This is a genomic window from Streptomyces canus, from assembly GCF_001514145.1.
Taxonomy (GTDB): Bacteria; Actinomycetota; Actinomycetes; order Streptomycetales; family Streptomycetaceae; genus Streptomyces; species Streptomyces canus.
Genome location: NZ_KQ948695.1, coordinates 1 through 16,369 on the forward strand (window position 1 = coordinate 1; position 16,369 = coordinate 16,369).

The 16,369-nt window shown below is 70.3% G+C and carries 13 protein-coding genes and 1 pseudogene; 8 read left to right on the plus strand and 6 right to left on the minus strand.

The window, feature by feature from the left end; all coding sequences use genetic code 11:
* Positions 1 to 384: 384 nt before the first annotated feature.
* On the minus strand, positions 385 to 1,374 hold the full coding sequence (locus AQJ46_RS50585) for an AraC-like ligand-binding domain-containing protein (protein WP_063803979.1): 990 nt from the start codon (positions 1,372 to 1,374) through the stop codon (positions 385 to 387).
* Positions 1,375 to 1,556: 182 nt separating this feature from the next.
* Here AQJ46_RS50585 and AQJ46_RS50590 point away from each other — a divergent pair, with 182 nt between their 5' ends.
* Entirely contained in the window at positions 1,557 to 1,958 is a 402-nt protein-coding gene (locus tag AQJ46_RS50590; RefSeq protein ID WP_059212128.1) for a hypothetical protein, read from the plus strand.
* Positions 1,959 to 1,991: 33 nt separating this feature from the next.
* Here the strand turns inward: AQJ46_RS50590 and AQJ46_RS50595 are convergent, their stop codons facing one another.
* From AQJ46_RS50595 to AQJ46_RS50605, 3 genes are all read right to left on the minus strand, one after another.
* Positions 1,992 to 2,960 (minus strand): IS481 family transposase, encoded by a 969-nt coding sequence (locus AQJ46_RS50595; RefSeq protein WP_059212129.1) that lies wholly within the window; start codon positions 2,958 to 2,960, stop codon positions 1,992 to 1,994.
* Between the two features lie 134 nt (positions 2,961 to 3,094).
* The gene (locus AQJ46_RS50600) at positions 3,095 to 4,213 is read right to left on the minus strand and encodes a hypothetical protein (RefSeq protein WP_059212130.1); all 1,119 of its coding nucleotides are present in this window, start codon (positions 4,211 to 4,213) and stop codon (positions 3,095 to 3,097) included.
* 430 nt (positions 4,214 to 4,643) lie between these two features.
* Entirely contained in the window at positions 4,644 to 5,483 is an 840-nt protein-coding gene (locus tag AQJ46_RS50605; protein ID WP_059212131.1) for a helix-turn-helix domain-containing protein, read from the minus strand.
* Between the two features lie 230 nt (positions 5,484 to 5,713).
* On the opposite strand from AQJ46_RS50605, the gene AQJ46_RS50610 reads away from it, so the two are divergent.
* The 5 genes from AQJ46_RS50610 (at position 5,714) to AQJ46_RS50630 (ending at position 11,605) form a co-directional block, all read left to right on the plus strand.
* Entirely contained in the window at positions 5,714 to 6,697 is a 984-nt protein-coding gene (locus AQJ46_RS50610; RefSeq protein ID WP_079072876.1) for a ParB/RepB/Spo0J family partition protein, read from the plus strand.
* A gap of 177 nt (positions 6,698 to 6,874) precedes the next feature.
* Complete coding sequence (locus tag AQJ46_RS50615) at positions 6,875 to 8,086, plus strand: acyl-CoA dehydrogenase family protein (RefSeq protein ID WP_079072877.1); 1,212 nt, start codon at positions 6,875 to 6,877, stop codon at positions 8,084 to 8,086.
* A gap of 69 nt (positions 8,087 to 8,155) precedes the next feature.
* Positions 8,156 to 9,223 (plus strand): zinc-dependent alcohol dehydrogenase, encoded by a 1,068-nt coding sequence (locus AQJ46_RS50620; RefSeq protein ID WP_059212132.1) that lies wholly within the window; start codon positions 8,156 to 8,158, stop codon positions 9,221 to 9,223.
* Between the two features lie 89 nt (positions 9,224 to 9,312).
* The gene (locus AQJ46_RS50625; protein ID WP_208617137.1) at positions 9,313 to 10,809 is read left to right on the plus strand and encodes an alpha,alpha-trehalose-phosphate synthase (UDP-forming); all 1,497 of its coding nucleotides are present in this window, start codon (positions 9,313 to 9,315) and stop codon (positions 10,807 to 10,809) included.
* Between the two features lie 283 nt (positions 10,810 to 11,092).
* On the plus strand, positions 11,093 to 11,605 hold the full coding sequence (locus AQJ46_RS50630) for a flavin reductase family protein (protein ID WP_057613793.1): 513 nt from the start codon (positions 11,093 to 11,095) through the stop codon (positions 11,603 to 11,605).
* A gap of 148 nt (positions 11,606 to 11,753) precedes the next feature.
* Here AQJ46_RS50630 and AQJ46_RS50635 read toward each other — a convergent pair whose 3' ends face one another.
* Positions 11,754 to 12,359: a CGNR zinc finger domain-containing protein gene (locus AQJ46_RS50635; protein ID WP_059212133.1), complete on the minus strand. Its 606-nt coding sequence runs from the start codon at positions 12,357 to 12,359 to the stop codon at positions 11,754 to 11,756.
* A 168-nt stretch (positions 12,360 to 12,527) separates the two neighbouring features.
* On the opposite strand from AQJ46_RS50635, the gene AQJ46_RS50640 reads away from it, so the two are divergent.
* Together AQJ46_RS50640 and AQJ46_RS50645 are read left to right on the plus strand one after the other, a co-directional pair.
* Positions 12,528 to 13,787, plus strand: coding sequence for an MFS transporter (locus tag AQJ46_RS50640; RefSeq protein WP_063803978.1), 1,260 nt, complete (start codon positions 12,528 to 12,530; stop codon positions 13,785 to 13,787).
* A 258-nt stretch (positions 13,788 to 14,045) separates the two neighbouring features.
* A complete protein-coding gene (locus AQJ46_RS50645) occupies positions 14,046 to 15,575 on the plus strand; it encodes a GMC family oxidoreductase (RefSeq protein ID WP_057613791.1) in 1,530 nt (509 codons plus the stop codon).
* Between the two features lie 142 nt (positions 15,576 to 15,717).
* On the opposite strand, the pseudogene AQJ46_RS50650 reads toward AQJ46_RS50645, so the two are convergent.
* Positions 15,718 to 16,230 (minus strand): annotated as a pseudogene (locus AQJ46_RS50650) (FadR/GntR family transcriptional regulator); the annotation flags it as partial.
* Between the last annotated feature and the right edge of the window lie 139 nt (positions 16,231 to 16,369).

Sequence of the window (16,369 nt, forward strand, 5' to 3'; positions counted from 1 at the left end):
CCGCCATGGCCGGGGCGGCCACGGCCCCCGAACGCCTCCTGCTGACCTCGCCCGGGGACGTGAACGGCGACGTGCGGCCCGACCTCATCGCCCGCAACAGCTCCACCGGCGCCGTGTACCTCTACACGGGCACGAGCGCGGGGAAGCTGTCGGCGCGGGTGAAGCTCTACGACAATTGGGAGACATACAAACCACGACCCTCTGCAGACGGATCTCGTCGTGTACCTCGAAGAGGCGTCGCCTTCCGAGGAAGACTGGTAGCAGTACTTCGGAAGTGCAGGCAATGCCATGTCGGCATTCTTCGGCGTCCATGCACTGCCGTCCGTCGTTCGGATCTGCCGATGAATCTCGGCACCGGCCGACAGCGAGTTGGGTCGGGATGCTTCAGTCCCGCCGCTTGGTCGGCCGCGGCCGGTTTCGCCGCCGGTAGTCGCCCGGTGGGGTCCCGTAGGCGGTCTTGAAGGCCCGGCTGAAGTCCGCCGCACACCGGAAACCCCACCGTGCCCCCACCGCGTGGACCGGCAGCTCGGCGAGGCGGGGGTCGAGGAGATCGCGGCGGCAATGCTCCAGCCTGCGGTGCCGGATCCACTCGCTCACCGTCGTCCCCTGGGGCAGAAAGAGCCGGTGCAGCTGCCGTACGGAGATGTGGTGCGCGGCGGCGACGAGGGCGGGCGACAGCTGGACGGTGCCCAGCCGGCGCTCGATGAAGGCATTGATGCTGACCAGCAGTACGCGCTGACGGCTCTCCGGCGGAACAGCGCCGCCGGTCTCCGTGCGGTGAGCCAGCACTGCCGTGGCAAGGTCCAGGACCACCGTGCCCAGCCGCACGGTGTCCTGCGGACGGTATGTCTCCGACTCGGCGACCAGGCGTACCAGGAACTGCGTGAGGAGCCCCCCGAGCCCCGTACCTCCGGCCATCGGCGCCGCAAGCAGCCGGTCGACCTTCATCCGTGGCAGGGGCAGGGCGGCTCGCGGTATGCCTACGGTGATCGTCTCGACCGCGCCCCTGTCGGGCAGCATCCATGACTCGTACGGATGCGAGGAGTCGTTGAGCACGAGGTCCCCAACTTCCGGTGCGACCTCAAGTCCACTTTGCGCCATGGTCCGCCGTCCCTGCAGCGTCACGGCCAGCTGGTACTGATCCGGATCGAACCTGCGCACATGCACCGGTGTGCGCAGCACCTGAAGTGCGGGAAGTCTCAGCGTCGCCACATGCACCGGCCCGGCCTGCAACACCCTGGCCACGCCGCGGAAGTCGGCGGCTTCATCGCACCTGACCACCGACGGCAGATACGAACGGGTGATCATCTCGCGCCAGCGGTCGAATCTCTCGCCCGGCGGCCACTCGTCACTGCTGTACACCGTCTCGAACACGTGCAGCACCCCCGTGGGCCGACATTCTGGCCCTCGGTTCGATCTGGTGGTGAGGCGTAATCCGGCCTGGCACGCGTTGCTAATCAGCCGTCGCTGTCTGATAACGCCCCCACATGCCGCTGCGCCATAGCTTCGGTCCGACAAACAACCGTTCGACTGTTCGTGAGTGAGAGGGGATCTGCGTGTTGCGCAACGTTTCACACCGCCGTCCGCTGCGGCTGTTCGCGTCCGTCCTGACCACCGGCCTGATGATGTTCGGCATGACCGTGGCCGTCACACCGTCGGCCTCAGCGGCAGCCTGTACCACCTGGAACCCCAGCGCGAACGGCGAGGGGGGCGGATCCATCAAAATATCCACCCACCTCAAGAACAGTAACTACTCCGGATGCGACAACCGCGCCGCCATTTCGGCCGGCGACTGGGTCTGGGTCCGGTGCCTCAAGTGGAACACCGCCACTTCGCACTGGTGGGTGTACCTGCGGACCGACGTCGGCTCGAACTACGGCTGGACGTCGTTGGACAACTTCAACACCATCGCGTACGACGACGACGGCGACGGTGCCGTCGAGTACGCCGATTGCTGAGGCGGGTGTCGGCAGTGCTCTAGGTGTACTCGGTCATGACGTTGGTGACAGTCGGCTGATCGGGGGCTGGCCGCCGAGCGCGGTGTGTCGGCGGCCAGTGTTGTAGAAGTCGAGCCAGGGTGCGAGTGCTCGGGTGCGTTGGGCGTTGCTGGTGAAGACCTTTCGGTAGGCCCATTCGGTCTGCAGGGTGCGGTTGAACCGTTCGACCTTTCCGTTGGTCCACGGGCAGTGTGGGCGGGTGAACTTCTGCCGCGCGCCCAGTGCTTGGCAGGCTGCTTGGAAGTCGTGCGAGATCCGGTAGTTCTTGGCGTTGTCGGTCATGACCCGTTCGATGCGGGTGATGCCGTGGGCGTGGAAGAACTCGGCCGCGCGGGTGAGGAAGCCCGCGCAGGTCGAGCCCTTCTCGTCGGGAAGGATCTCGGCGTAGGCGAGGCGGGAGTGATCGTCGACGGCCGCGTGGACGTAGTCGTAGCCCAGGCCCCGGAGAGATCGGGGCCGTTCACCACGGCCGTGAGCGCGATGGCCGCCGCCGGCGGGGATCTTGCCGAGCTTCTTGACGTCCACGTGGATCATGTCGCCGGGCCGGGCGTGTTCGTAGCGTCGGCCGCTGGCTCTGGTGGCGCGGATGACCTGGCCGGTCAGCGGGTCGCAGGCGGCCAGTGGCGGCACCTGGTGGCGGCGGAGGATGCGGCTGACCGTCCGGGCGGGAACGCCGGTGTGCTCGGCCAGGGCGTCCGGTCCTTGTCGCAGTGTGCGGCGGGCCTTGAGCACGCGGCGTTCGACGGCTTCGGGCGTGCGGGTGGGACGGCGGTGCGGGCTGCTGCTGCGGTCCTGCAGTCCGGACCAGCCCTCGGCGCGGTAGCGGTTCACCCAGCGGTGCGCGCACTGGCGGGATACGCCGAGTTCCTTCGCGACGTGAGCGACCGGACGCCCGTCGAGCACGACACGGCGCACCAGCAGGCATCTGCCGTGAAAGGTCAGCCGGGCATTAGCGTGGGCCACCAAGACCTCCGAGGTGAGTGAAGACGGCTATCTCCACTACGCCCGGAGGTCCCTCCTTGATCAACTACCGACGGCTACGTGTCACTAACGTGACGGCCGAGTACATCTAGGTCGGCTCCCGTGAGGACGTGACCTCAGTCGCCGAGGGTCGTGCGGACGCCGTCGATGGAGTCGCCGGTGTCCCGTGTGGACGTGCACGCGAGGGCGCGCCGTACGGCCCGGTGGAGCAGGATCGCGCCGTCCGTTCCCAGGGCGTCCAGGAGGGGCCCGACGGCGTTCTCCAGCAGGGCCGTTGCCATCGCCCAGCTGGCGGTGGTCTGTTCGTACAGCAGCTGCAGCGCGGCCCCGGCGCGCCTGACGAGGAGGATCCCGAACAGTTCGCGCAGCACCAGTCCGCCGTGGCACGGGACCGTGCCGGCTGCAGCAGCGTCACCGCACGCAGGGCGGGTTGCGCCCGTTCCGCCGCGGTGATCACGTCGGCGCACAACGTGGCCACGCGCTCGTCGCGCATGCCGTAGTGCTCCGCCGCGGTGGCCGCCAGAGCAGCGACGGCCGGAAGCCTCGGCGTGTCCATCAGGGACCGCAGCCGCGCGGTGCCGGCACCGTACGAGGTGATGGGCGAGGTGAGCCAGGCCGTAGCGGTCCACCGCCGGCCAGTCGACGTCCGCCCAGGAGGGAGCGGCGGCTCGGTAGTGGCTCACGATGCGCTCGTGCCACTCCTGTTCGGCGACGCCCTGGTCGGGGAGATCGCGCTGAGTCTGAGGATCCGTCAGGAACTGTGCGACGGAGGGGTGGTAGGACGCGTACCGGCCGTCCCGGACGGTCAGCAGCCAGCGGATCCGGGCCAGTACGGAGCGGACGGCGCGCGGCCACACCCGGATTCCCGCCAGCTTTCTGAGCTGCTCGGGAGTCATCGGCTCGCGCGCGACTGTCAGCACTCCGAGGAGCGGCTGGGCGACTCCCTCCCAGGCGGGAGTGGCCAGGTCGGTGGGTGTCACGGGGTCGCTGATGTCGAGCATGCCGAGACGTTCGAGGTCCGCGCGTGCGGTCGTCACGAAGAACGCGTACAGGCCGGACAGGCCGTGCGGGACCGTGTCCGCGTTCATCATGCGGGCGGCGAGCGACGTGTCGTTCTCCTCGATCGCCTGGTGCAGGGCCCTGAGGTACCTCGCCAGGTAGAGGAAGTTCCCGCCCGCCCGCCGGACGAGCCAACGAGCGAACTCGACGGCATCACGCCCGTTGGCGCGCAGCACCTCGTCGGCTGTGCCGACTCTGGCGCAGGGGTGCGCTTCCCAGGAAGGGCCGGGGCAGTGCCACGGACCGATGTACGTCGATGCCCCGACGGCGTTTCGATCTCGGCGGTGGCGATCCACGACGCCGACAGGCCCAACGAGGTCGCACCGCCCGCACGGTGGGCGGTGCGACCTCGTCCCGCTCATCGAGACGACCGCCGGTGCGGTGCGAGCGCACTAGGTGTACGCCACGGCGGAGCTGTCCGCCCGGCCTTCGGCAAGCCGACCTCGCCGGCCGGCTCGGCTTCGCCCACGCCGCCGACGTCCGCCGACAACCTGTGCTGCCGCCACCGGTTCACCGACATCCGCGTCACGGGGAATCGCCGGGCTACGCCCCCGCCACTTGCCCCATCCTCGATCACGGCAGCGGGCGCCGGTCGATTCGGCCGTTCTACTCGTCGCCCGAGCCGTCGAACCAGCCGCGGCGCTGTGCCTCCGCTCCTGCGGCGAAGCGGGTTTCGGCCGAGAGTTCGTCCATGAACTCGCTGATGCGGCGGCGCACGGTGCGTGGGGTCAGCCTTAGCCTCCGGGCGATGGCCTCGTCCTTGAGTCCTTGCCGCATCAGCGCGACGATCTCGTGGCGCTGCCGTTCACGGGCACTGTCGCTGGGCGGGGGAGCACCGGTCAGCGGACGGGCCTCACGCCACAGAAGTTCGAAATAGTGGCGCAACGCCGCCACGGCGACGGGCGACGTGAGATGGAGTGCCACGCTGGAACCGGTCGGCGTGAGAGCCAGCAGCGCTTGCGAGCCATCCGTGATCTTCATCTTCATCGGCAGTTGCGGAAGGACTCGTATCACCTCGCCCGCGGCGGCGCAGCGTTCGAGGACCTCGGCGCCGACCGGATCGCTCAGAAAGGCTCTCTCGTAGATACTCCGGTGCCGTACGCCCCGGGTCATCGACGCGGCCGTGGGGGGCTGCGCGGAGCTCGCCTTCAGGGGAAGGTCGTACTGGAAGGTCTCCAGAGTCAGATGCTCGTCGACGGCCGCCGTACCGATCGTGTTGGACAGGGCGGCGATGTCGTCGGAGTCGGTGAGTACGTGCGCGAGCCTGTGTGAAGAGGCGTCCTGCATCTGCCGGTCGGCCAGCCGGCGGATCCGCCGCACCTCTCGCTGGGCGCGGGTGATGATGTCGTACTGGGCGTCGAGCTCGTGCTGTTTGTGGACCAGGGCGGCCTCCACGGCCGACACCGGCGTCGAGGCCTTCAGGATCGGCGGATCGTGGGGCAACACATGGGCCAGGCCCAGGGCCAGAAGAGGGTCGGCGTTCCGGCCCGTGCCGAGACGTAACTCGGCCTCCTCCAGCGGCGTGGGCCCGTCCGCCGTTCTTCGCTCTTTCCTGACAGGAAACCGGCCTACTCGCTGTTGCGCTCCCCTCAAGAGGGGGTCGTTTTCGTCCACTTCTACGCCACCCACGTTCCGGTCTTCGCCGTTCTCCAGAGAGCTCTCGCGGGCAGGCGCCCATGACGGACCTCGCAGGCTCCGCGCAGAGGATGCCCGTCGGGCCGGGGTCGGAACGGGTGGCGATCGCCGCGCTGGTGCCCGCCGACTCTCCGCGGTCGGGGAACGTGGATCTCGCCCACGCCAGGTCACTGATGGAGGTGCGGGAGCTGCCGCCGATCCTCGTGTGCCGACGCACGATGCGCGTCATCGACGGCATGCACCGGCTCACGGCGGCGACACTGGCCGGCCGCACCGACATCGACGTCCGCTACTTCGACGGGGACGAGAAGGAGGCGTTCGTCCAGGCCGTCCAGGCCAATCTGCACCAGGGGAGGCGCCTGAACCAGCAGGAGCGAGCGGCGGCCGCGCGGCGCATCGTGGCCGCCTACCCGCAGTGGTCCAACCGTGCGATCGCGCATGCCGCGGGCCTGTCCACGAAGACGGTGGCGGCCATCAGACGGCGTTCAACCGGGGACGAGGCTCAGTTGAACACCCGGGTCGGACGCGACGGCCGGGCCCGTCCCGTGGATCCGTCCGTCGGCCGGGAACGTGCCGCCGCCCATCTGCGTGAGCACCCGGATGCCTCCCTGCGTCAGATCGCCGCGGCCGCCGGGGTCTCCGTGGGGACCGCGAGGGATGTCCGGACCCGGGTGGAGCGGGGTGAGGATCCCGTCGGGCGCCGAGCCGAACGCGTCCAGCCCGTGACGCTGACCGCCGTCGAGCGGAACGAGCGCCTGCGGGCGCCTGCGCCGCGCCATCCCGTGGCCGCGGTCGCCCCGGTCAAGGACCCCCTCGCTGTCCTGGCACGTGACCCGTCCCTGCGGTTCTCGGAAGCAGGCCGGCAGTTGCTGCGCCTGCTCGACAACCGGGCCCTCCTGGATACCGGGGGAGCCGCGCTGCTGGCGTCCGTTCCGCCGCACAACCGGGCGGCCCTGACCGCCGCGGTGCACCAGCACATCGACACCTGGCTGGCCTTTCTCAGCGTGCTCGACCGAGCAGGCTGACCTGCCCGTCCGTGGGGGCGGCCGGCGTCTTCAGACGCCTGCCGCCCCCTTTCTCTGCCCTGGGCCCATTCCTTTTCCCGCTGTAATACATCGGTCAAGAGGGCCTCATGCCCGCCGGATTCCGGTCTTGAACACACGTTCCCGGCGCCTACGTTCCCAGCGACATAGGAGGTGGGTATGGCTCAGGACCATGGAAACGAAGAGCGCCTGGCGCTGATCGACAACAAGCCCGTGTCGCCGGAGACCGCGGACTGGCTCGGCCGGGTCGACGGGATCGCCCCCGTCATCGAGAAGTGGCGTGAGGAAGGCGAGCGGCAGCGGTTCTCCCCGGTGCCGGTGTTCGAGGCGCTGCGGGACGCCGGGTTCCCCCGGATGCTGGTCTCCCGTCATCTCGGCGGTGCGCAGGTGACGCTGGAGACCGGGTCCCAGGCGCTTCAGGCGCTGTCCCGCGTCGACCCGGCGGTCGCCTGGCAGATGGGCGTGCAGGCCGCCATCGGCCGGTTGTCGGACTATCTGCCCGAAGCGACGGCGGGTGAACTGTTCCGCGACCAGGACGCGTTGGTGGTCGGCTCGGTCAATCCGACCGGTGTGGCCGAGGCGGTCGACGGCGGCTATCGCCTCTCCGGGCGCTGGGGCTTCGCCAGCGGTTCGGCGCACGCCGCCTGGCTGGTGTGCGCGGCGCGGGTCACCGTCGACGGAGCGCCACGGCACACGGAGCACGGTCCGGAGATCCGGATGCTGTTCGTTCCGAAGCAGGCCGTACGGATGCTGGACAACTGGCACACCCTGGGGCTGCGCGGCACAGGCAGCGAGGACTACGAAGTCGACGACGTGTTCGTCGCCGACGCGTACACGGTGGCCCAGCGGGACATGTTCTTCGCCCCGCCCGCCCGTCCTTCGCGCGGCTACGGGATCAGCTACTACGACTTCGGGCTGTTCGGGTCGTCGTCGACCGTGCTCGGAGCGGCCCGGGGCGCGTTGCGGGAGTTCCAGCGGCTGGCCGTCGCCAAGAAGCCGATGGCCGGCACGACCACCCTGGCCGCCGCTCACACCGTGCAGGAGCGGTTCGCCCGGGCGGAGGCGCAGGTCCGGGCGTCCCGGCTGCTGCTGGCGGACGCCGCATGGCACGCCGAACGGTTCGGCGAGGTCGGCGGGGACTCGCTGAGCGCGACGGTGCGGTTGGCCGCGGCGACCGTGGCGGACCAGTGCTGTGCGGCCATCGACAGTCTGTTCACCGTCGCGGGCACGTCCTCGCTGTACGCGAGCAGCATGCTCGAACGCTACTTCCGTGACGCGCACTCGGCCGCGAAGCACATCACCCTGTCGCCGACGAACGTCGAGATGACGGGCCAGTACCTCCTCGGCGGCGGCCTGAGCATGCGTCGCTGAGCACCACCCCGTCCCTTCTCTCCAGGGGACGGACAACCCCGTGACCGCAATCTGCCCGGAAGGACAACCATGCCGACCATGAAGGCTCTCCAGCTCCTCGCCCCGCGCCAGACCGTCATCGCGGAGGTGCCGCGGCCCGAGGCCCCGGCCGACGGCCTGCTGCTGCGCACCCGCTGTGTGTCGATCTGCTCGACGGACATCTCCTTCTTCGAAGGGCACCTCTTCCCCTCCGAGTACCCGGTCGTCCTGGGACACGAGTACCTCGGAGAAGTCGTGGAGAAGGGGCCGGAGTTCACCCGCTCCGACATCGAGATCGGCGACCGGGTCGTGTACTGGGGCCAGACCGACTTCGATGGCTTCGCCGAGTACCGGACGCTGCGCCCGATCTTCTCCGGGGAGGTCGAGGAGGACGTGTTCTGGGCCGACCGGAACTTCTCCGACGATCTGCGGGCCGCCGCCGTGAAGGTTCCCGACGCCCTCGACGACCTGCAGGCGTCCTTCATCGAACCCACCACCGGTGCGCTGCGGTCGATCCTGGCCAACCCTCCGAAGATCGGCGACAAGGTCCTCATCATGGGGACCGGCCCCATCGGCGTCATCGCCGGCAGTGTCATCAAGCGCCTGTTCGCCCCGAACCGGGTGGTGTCCGTGGACGCCAACCCCTTGCGCAACGGGCACGCGGAGGAGCACTTCTCCGAGCGGGCGTATCTCCCGGAGGAGCTCATCGCCGAGGTCGCGGAGAACACCTTCGACTACGTCTTCGACGCCCTGCCCACCGTCAAGGTCGACGACGAGGAGAAGGACCCTCGGAGGGTGGCCATGCGCCGGCTGAAGCCCAAGGGCCGCTACGTGCTGTACGGGGCCTCGCAGGAGATGCAGAAGTTCGACACCTGGCTGATGCTCGCCAAGGGCATCAACATCACCGCGTCCCCGTTCGACGTCACCGCGTTTCCGATGCACCACTCCGCGAACGTGATCCAGGTGGCCATGCAGATGCTGCTGTCCGGCATCGTCGACGGCAAGCGTCTGCTGTCGACCGTGCACAGCTTCGGCGACTACGAGGGTCTTGTCGAGATCTTCAAGAACTACCGCAGCACTGCCGATCTCAAGACGATCGTCGATTTCCGCGCCGCCTAGGACCTCCCCGCACACGCTGCCGTACCCGGCGGGCGCCTCCTGCCCCGCCATGTCCGCCGGGTACGGCCCCTGGAGAAGGGAAAGAGGACGTGGACACGCCCAGGATCCGTCACGCCGCGCAGCCTGACGCCGAGTTCGTCGTCGTCGCCAACCGTCTGCCGGTCCACCTGGAATGGAGGGGCACGGGTGCCCCGCGCCGGCAGCGCAGCCCCGGTGGGCTGGTCAGTGCCCTGGAACCCATCCTGCGCGCCCGGCAGGGCGCGTGGGTGGGGTGGGCCGGCACCACCGGGACGACCCCCGCCCCCTTCCACGACCATGGCCTGCGCCTGCACCCGGTGCCCCTCGACGCCGACGAGCACAGGGACTACTACGAGGGATTCTCGAACGCCACACTGTGGCCGCTGTTCCACGACGTGGTGGCGCCTCCCGACTTCGACCGGGCGTGGTGGCGCGGCTACCACCGGGTCAACCAGCGGTTCGCGGAGCACGCGGCGGCCGTCGCCGGTCCTGGAGCCACGGTGTGGATCCAGGACTACCAGCTGATGCTGGTCCCGGCGCTGCTGCGCGCCCTGCGTCCCGACGTGCGGATCGGCTTCTTCCTGCACATCCCCTTTCCGCCCCCGGAGCTCTTCCTCCAGCTGCCCTGGCGCACGGACATCGTGGAGGGACTGCTCGGCGCGGACCTGGTCGGCTTCCAACTGCCGGGTGGCGCACGGAACTTCCTGCAGTTGGTGCACCGGCTGTGCGGCGGGGAGAGCGTGAGCCGCCCGCTCGGCACACCCGTACTGGGAACGGTGCGGATGCCCGGCCGGGAGGTCCACGTCGGCGCGTTCCCGATCTCCATCGACACTGCCGAGCTGGAGGAGCTGGCCCGCAGCGAGGCTGTACAGGAGCAGGCCGAGCGGATCCGCCGGCAACTGGGCGACGGCAGAAGGATCATGCTGGGCGTCGACCGGCTCGACTACACCAAGGGCATCGACCAACGGCTGCGGGCCTTCGAGGAACTCCTGGCCGACGGCCGGGTCAGCGCGCGGGACACCGTCCTGGTACAGATCGCCACGCCCAGCCGGGAGCGCGTCGAGCACTACCGGCGGGAGCGCACCCGGATCGAGGCGCGGGTCGGGCGCATCAACGGGAGGTTCGGGCAGGTCGGCCGGGTACCGGTCCACTACCTGCACACCACCGTCGACCGTACCGAACTCGCCGCGTTCTACCGGGCCGCCGACGTGATGCTCGTGACGCCCCTGCGCGACGGGATGAACCTGGTCGCGAAGGAGTTCGTCGCCGCCCGACCGGACCTCGGCGGCGCCCTGGTACTCAGCGAGTTCGCCGGTGCCGCCCAGGAACTCACCCGGGCGCTCCTGGTCAACCCGCACGACCTCTCCGAGCTCCAGGACGTCATGGCCAGGGCCCTGCACCTGGACGAAGGGGAGCGTCGGCTCCGCATGAGGGAGTTGCGCCGCCACGTCCGTGAACGGGACGTGCACCACTGGGCGCGTTCGTTCCTCACGGTGCTGGCCGGTGCCGGCCCTGGATCGCTGCCCGTGGATTCCGACGAAGCGCCACGGACCGCGAGCGTCGCGTGATGCCCCGGTCATGACGCCCTTTTGACAACAAGGAGGCATACCGTGACCGCCCCGTCCGCGCGTATCCGCAAGGCCGTCATCCCGGCCGCCGGACCGGGGGCCTCTCCGGTCGCTGGTGCGGATCCACGACGAACCTCCGTACGTCACCGTCCGGCCCGCCCGCCCGCCGACGCGCGGACGTCGGCCCGGCGTTCCCTACGTGGCCGCGGACCTCTTCGCCCGCGAACCAGCCGCGTAACCAACCCGTTTGTTCCAGACTTCGTTCGAGGAGGCGCCGTATCCCATGCCCGCCGACACGCAAGAGCTCGACTTCACCCGCGCCATGGCCCGTGTCCCGGGACCCGTGGTCGTCACCACCACGGTCGACGAGACCGGCCGCCGCTGGGGATTCACCGCCAGTTCCTTCGTCTCCCTGTCCCTGATCCCACCCCTGGTGACGGTCAGCCTGGACAAGAACGCCAGTACGCACGCCGCTTTCGCCAACGCCGACCACTTCATGGTCAATGTGCTGGCCCACGACCAGTCCGACATCGCACGGCGCTTTGCGAGGTCGGGCGTCGACCGGTTCGCCTCCGGTGACGCCGTCCCGCTGGAGCGGGGGCTGCCCGGCATCCCCGGGGCGGTGGTCCGGCTCGTGTGCCGTATGCACGACGTGGTGGACGGCGGTGACCACAGCATGCTCATCGGGCGAGTGCTGGACTGCGTCACACCCGTCGACCGGGAGGCGCTGGTGTACGTCGACCGCGGCTTCGTCCGCCCAGCCGGCTCCGCGCCCGAAGTGGCCCGTGCCCACTGAAGCCGGGCCGGCCGGGGGAGCGCCGCGACCGAGGACCGCGATCCTCGGGACGGCGCATCCCCACCTCCCCGACCACCTCCGCGCGCTCGCCGGGTCCGCGGAGGTGTGTGTGCCGTGCATCCCGGCCGGGCCGCCCCCTGAGGGCAGTTCAGGCGGTCGTTCCTGACGGGTTCCTGGTCCGCCAGGTGGTCTTCTTGGCCTGGTTCCCGCAGGTGTCCATGGAGCACCAGCGCCGGGTGCCCGGGCGGGACATGTCGAGAAACCAGGCGGCGCAGGTCGGCCCGGAGCAGGCACGGACCCGCTCCAGCACCGGGGACGTCGCCAGAGTGAGTGCGTCGCGGGCGATGTCGGCGACAACCGCGCCGATCGGATCGGCCGCGGCGTAGGTGAGCGTGCCGCGTTCGTCGAGCACCGGCATCGGCGTCGCCATGGCGGCCGCCTCGTTCAGCAGCGCGCGCTCGTGGGCGGGGCAGCCGGCGGGGCCGCTGTCGCCGCGGGCCGCCGTCAGGAGCGCGTGGACGGCCTCCCGCACCTCCCGCGCCTGGTGCAGCACGGCCTCCGACGGGACCGGGACGACGGTGCCGTCGGGATACGGGCCCAGCTGGACGACCCAGGCGGTCAGGGCCTCGGGGGTGTCCAGCTCCTCGGTGGCACCGTCCAGGCCGCGCAGTCTCAGGGTGCGCATGAAGTCCAGGCAGATCCGTCCGGAGCCACTGCGGAAGCGGGGCACCGGCGGCACGGGAGAGAGGGCCATGCGAAACAGCCTACTGCGGAACCGGTTTTACTGGTACGTTGAGGGAACCGGTTAAACCGGTTCCTAGTGGCGTGTCGACCCCTTTCCGATCGTCTCCGTCCTTCACGTCGTTCCCGGACCTTCCGTTCCTTCCGTTCCTTCCTTTCTCTCCTGGTCGAGGTGTGTGTCGTGGCTCCAGGCGTTTCCTCCTCCGCGCCGCCGGCGCTGAGCCGGCCCCTGATCCTGCTCCTCTCCGTCGCCTGCGGCATCGCGGTGGCCAACATCTACTTCCCCCAGGCGATCAGCCCACTGATCGCCGACGACCTGCACGTGCGCCCCGCCTCCGCGGCCGTGGTCGTCACCTGCGCCCAACTCGGTTACGCCGCGGGCATCTTCCTCCTGGTCCCCCTCGGTGACCGGCTCCGCCACCGCGGACTGGTCAGCACCCTGCTGCTGGTCACCTGCGCGGGCCTGGTGCTGGCCGGGACGGCCACCTCCCTGCCCGTCCTCGCCGTCGCCAGCGCCCTGGTGGGCCTGACCACGGTCGTGCCGCAGATCCTCATCCCCATGGCGGCCGGCCTGACCGACCCGGAGCGCCGCGGCGCAGTGACCGGCACCCTGCTCTCCGGCCTGATCGGCGGGATCCTGCTGGCCCGCACCTTCTCCGGCACCCTGGGCGACTGGCTGGGCTGGCGCGCTCCTTACCTCGTCGCCGCAGGCATGGTCCTGATCCTCACTCTCGCGCTGGCCACCGCCCTCCCGCATACCACCCCGAGCACGAACCAGCGCTATCCATCGCTCCTGGCGGCCTCCCTGCACCTGCTGCGCACCGAACCGCTGCTGCGCCGCTCGTGCCAGTACCAGGTCCTGGTGTTCGCCGCGTTCAGCGCCGCGTGGACCGCGCTCGCCCTGTTCATCACCGGCCCGCGCTACGACCTGGGCACCCCGGCCGTGGGCGTGATCGCCCTGGTCGGCGCGGCCAGTATGTTCGCCACGCCCATCGCCGGCCGGCGCACCGACCGGCGCGGGCCCGATGCCGTGAACCTGGTGTGCATGCTGGGTGCCATCGCGGCGGGGGCGCTGCTTCTCACCGGCAGCCTGGGCGGCGCCGTCGGGCTGGTCGGCCTCGGCGCCGGGATGCTGCTGCTCGACGTGGCCATGCAGTCCGGTCAGGTCGCCAACCAGGCCCGGATCTTCGCCCTGCGCCCGGAGGCCCGCGCCCGGCTCAACACCGCGTACATGACCTGCGCGTTCCTGGGCGGTAGCGCCGGATCGTGGCTCGGTGTCCGCGCTTACTCCGCCTTCGGCTGGAACGGCGTGTGCGGCCTGGTCGTACTCCTGGCCGGTCTTGCCCTGTTCCGTCACCTCCTGCGAGGCCGGGAGGTCACGGCCGCACAGGCGCGAGTGCCGGCATCCGCCGGGAAGGACGGCGTGCCCGCCGGGCGCTGAAGCACGCTCTCCCGCACCGTTCACCGGGCCGGTCGCGACGGCTGGAACGGCCCAGTCTCCGTCCCATGTCACCGCGGACCGCGGCGGCGTACGGCTGCCGTCGCACATCGCAACGTCACCGCAGCGCACACGTCACTGCACACATCACCGCACACGGTAAGGAGTTGCCATGGCCGAGAACATCTGCCGGAAGAGCACGACCTGGGGAGTGACCACGACCACGGGTACCGTCGCCCAGCCCCGAGAGGCGGTCGCGAAGTGAGCCGGTGGGACTACGTGATCGTCGGAGCCGGCTCGGCGGGATGCGTGCTGGCCGACCGGCTCAGCGCGGACGGCACCGCGCAGGTGCTCCTGATCGAAGCCGGCACGGGGACGCCCGAGACCCGTCCCGAGGTTCAGGTGCCGATCCTGTTCCCGCGCCTCTTCGGCGGGGACCTGGACTGGAACTTCGCGACGGTGCCACAGCGCGGCCTCGCCGATCGCGCCATTCCGATCCCGCGCGGGAAGGCGGTCGGCGGCTCCTCGGTGATCAACGCGCAGCTGTGGACCCGCGGGCACAGGGCGGACTACGACGCCTGGGCCGAGACGGGTCTGGACGGCTGGAGCCACGACGACCTCCAGCCCTACTTCGAACGCGCCGAACAGAGGATCAGCCTGACCGGCCTGCGCCATCCCCTGCCGGTGACCCCGGCATTCGTCAACGCCTGCGCGCACCTGGGGTACGCTCCGGCGGCCGAGGTCCAGGAAGGCTACGCCCTGGCTCGCGCCACACACCGCGACGGACTCAGGCACAGCTCGGCGGATGCCTATCTCGCTCCGGCCCGGAAACGGCCGAACCTCACCGTGCGCGCGGATACGTTCGTGCGCCGCGTGGTGTTCGAAGGTACGCGAGCCGTCGGGATCGAGGTCGAAGGGGAGTCCGGAACCGAGACGGTCCGCGCGGAGCGCGAGGTGATCCTCGCGGCCGGATCAGTGGGGAGCCCCCATCTGTTGCTGCTGTCCGGCGTGGGCCCCGCCGGGGAACTGTCCCGTCACGGTGTCCCACTCGTCCAGGACGTCCCCTCGGTGGGCCGCGATCTGACGGACCACCTGCTCGTCCCCCTCGCCTTCGAGGCGGAGGGCTTCTGGTCGCCCGGCGCGAACGCGTCGTCCGAGCAGATCGCCCAGTACCTGCGGGACCGCCACGGCACCATGGACTCGATCATCTCCGAGGCGCTGCTGTTCCTGCGGACCCGCGACGAACTCGAGGCTCCGGACATCGAGGTCGTCCACCTGGTGGTGCCTCTGGGCGAGCACCAGCGGCCCGCGGCACACGGGCTGGCGCTGGGCGTGATCCTTCTGCGGCCGCGCAGCCGGGGCACGATCACCTTGCGCAGCGCCGATCCGCACGACGCCCCCCTGATCGACCCCGGTTACCTGTCCGACGAGGCGGGAGACGACCTGGCGACGCTGGTGGCGGGCGTCCGTTCAGCGCAACAGGTGCTGCGGCAGCCGGAGTTCGCGCAATGGATGGGCAAGCCTCTCACGGACGGAGCGTTGTCCGAGGAGATCGACGACATAACCGCCTATATTCGCACCACGGGAGGGAGCATCCACCACCTGGTGAGCACCTGCCGGATGGGTGCGGACGAGCACTCGGTCGTCGACCCGAAGTTCGCGGTCCGGGGCCTGACGGGCCTGCGCGTGGTGGATGCCTCCACGATGCCGAGCATCGTACGGGCGCACACGCACGCTCCCGTGACCATGCTCGCCGAACGTGCTGCGGACGTGCTCCTGCAGCAGCGCTGACCCCTTCCACGAACTGCCCCGACCAGCGATCCCCCGGCTGGTCGGGGCTGGCCGCGTCACATCCCTTGACGATCCTGGCCGACAGTGGACCGCACAGGGCGTCACATCCGACCGCTCCTGTCCCCGCCGGTCGTCGCCGACATCACGGATATGACCGCGGCCGACGGCGAGGGCCGGGGCGCCCAGGGCGACCGGCGTGGCCTCCAGGTGTTCCCCGCAGCCACTGCTCGGTGTTGCTGACGTGCAGCAGCGCAGCGGCCTGGCTGAGTGCGGCGTCCCGGCGGGACAGGGCCGCGAACATCGCCTCGTGCTCCGCGAGGGTGCACCCCGCGGCCCTGCCGTCGACGAGGCCGCGCCAGATGCGGGCCCTCAGGGTGCGGCCCGAGACGCCCTCCAGGAGCGTGACCAGTAAGTCGTCGCCCGTGGCGGCGACCACCGCGCGGTGGAACCCCGCGTCGTGCGCGTTGAGTTGCTCGACATCGTCGCGGGCCTCCCGCAGGGCGTCCGGGTGCCGCTTCGCCTCGGCCAGGCTCTCGTCGGAGATCCGGGTCACGGCCGGCGCGCTGGCGACCGGCTCGAGCAGCCGCCTCACGTCCATCAGCTCCAACAGGGCACCCGCGACACTCAGCACGAGATCCACCGCACCCCCGAGGCCAGGACATCGCCGCCTACCCCGCCCCACGGAGCCGGAGGCGCCCGCAGGTGCCGCTCTCCCCAGCAGGACGCCGCCGACCCGCCCAGGCTTCGGTGAACCCGGCTGGGGACGTCGACCAGGCGTGGCGCCCGAACTCCGC

What these genes read in the sequence shown, in the direction of transcription:
- AQJ46_RS50610 (WP_079072876.1), top strand. Translation starts at nt 5,714, where the DNA reads ATGACGGACCTCGCAGGCTCCGCGCAGAGGATGCCCGTCGGGCCGGGG.
- AQJ46_RS50615 (WP_079072877.1), top strand. Translation starts at nt 6,875, where the DNA reads ATGGCTCAGGACCATGGAAACGAAGAGCGCCTGGCGCTGATCGACAAC.
- AQJ46_RS50620 (WP_059212132.1), top strand. Translation starts at nt 8,156, where the DNA reads ATGCCGACCATGAAGGCTCTCCAGCTCCTCGCCCCGCGCCAGACCGTC.
- AQJ46_RS50630 (WP_057613793.1), top strand. Translation starts at nt 11,093, where the DNA reads ATGCCCGCCGACACGCAAGAGCTCGACTTCACCCGCGCCATGGCCCGT.
- AQJ46_RS50635 (WP_059212133.1), bottom strand. Translation starts at nt 12,359, where the DNA reads ATGGCCCTCTCTCCCGTGCCGCCGGTGCCCCGCTTCCGCAGTGGCTCC.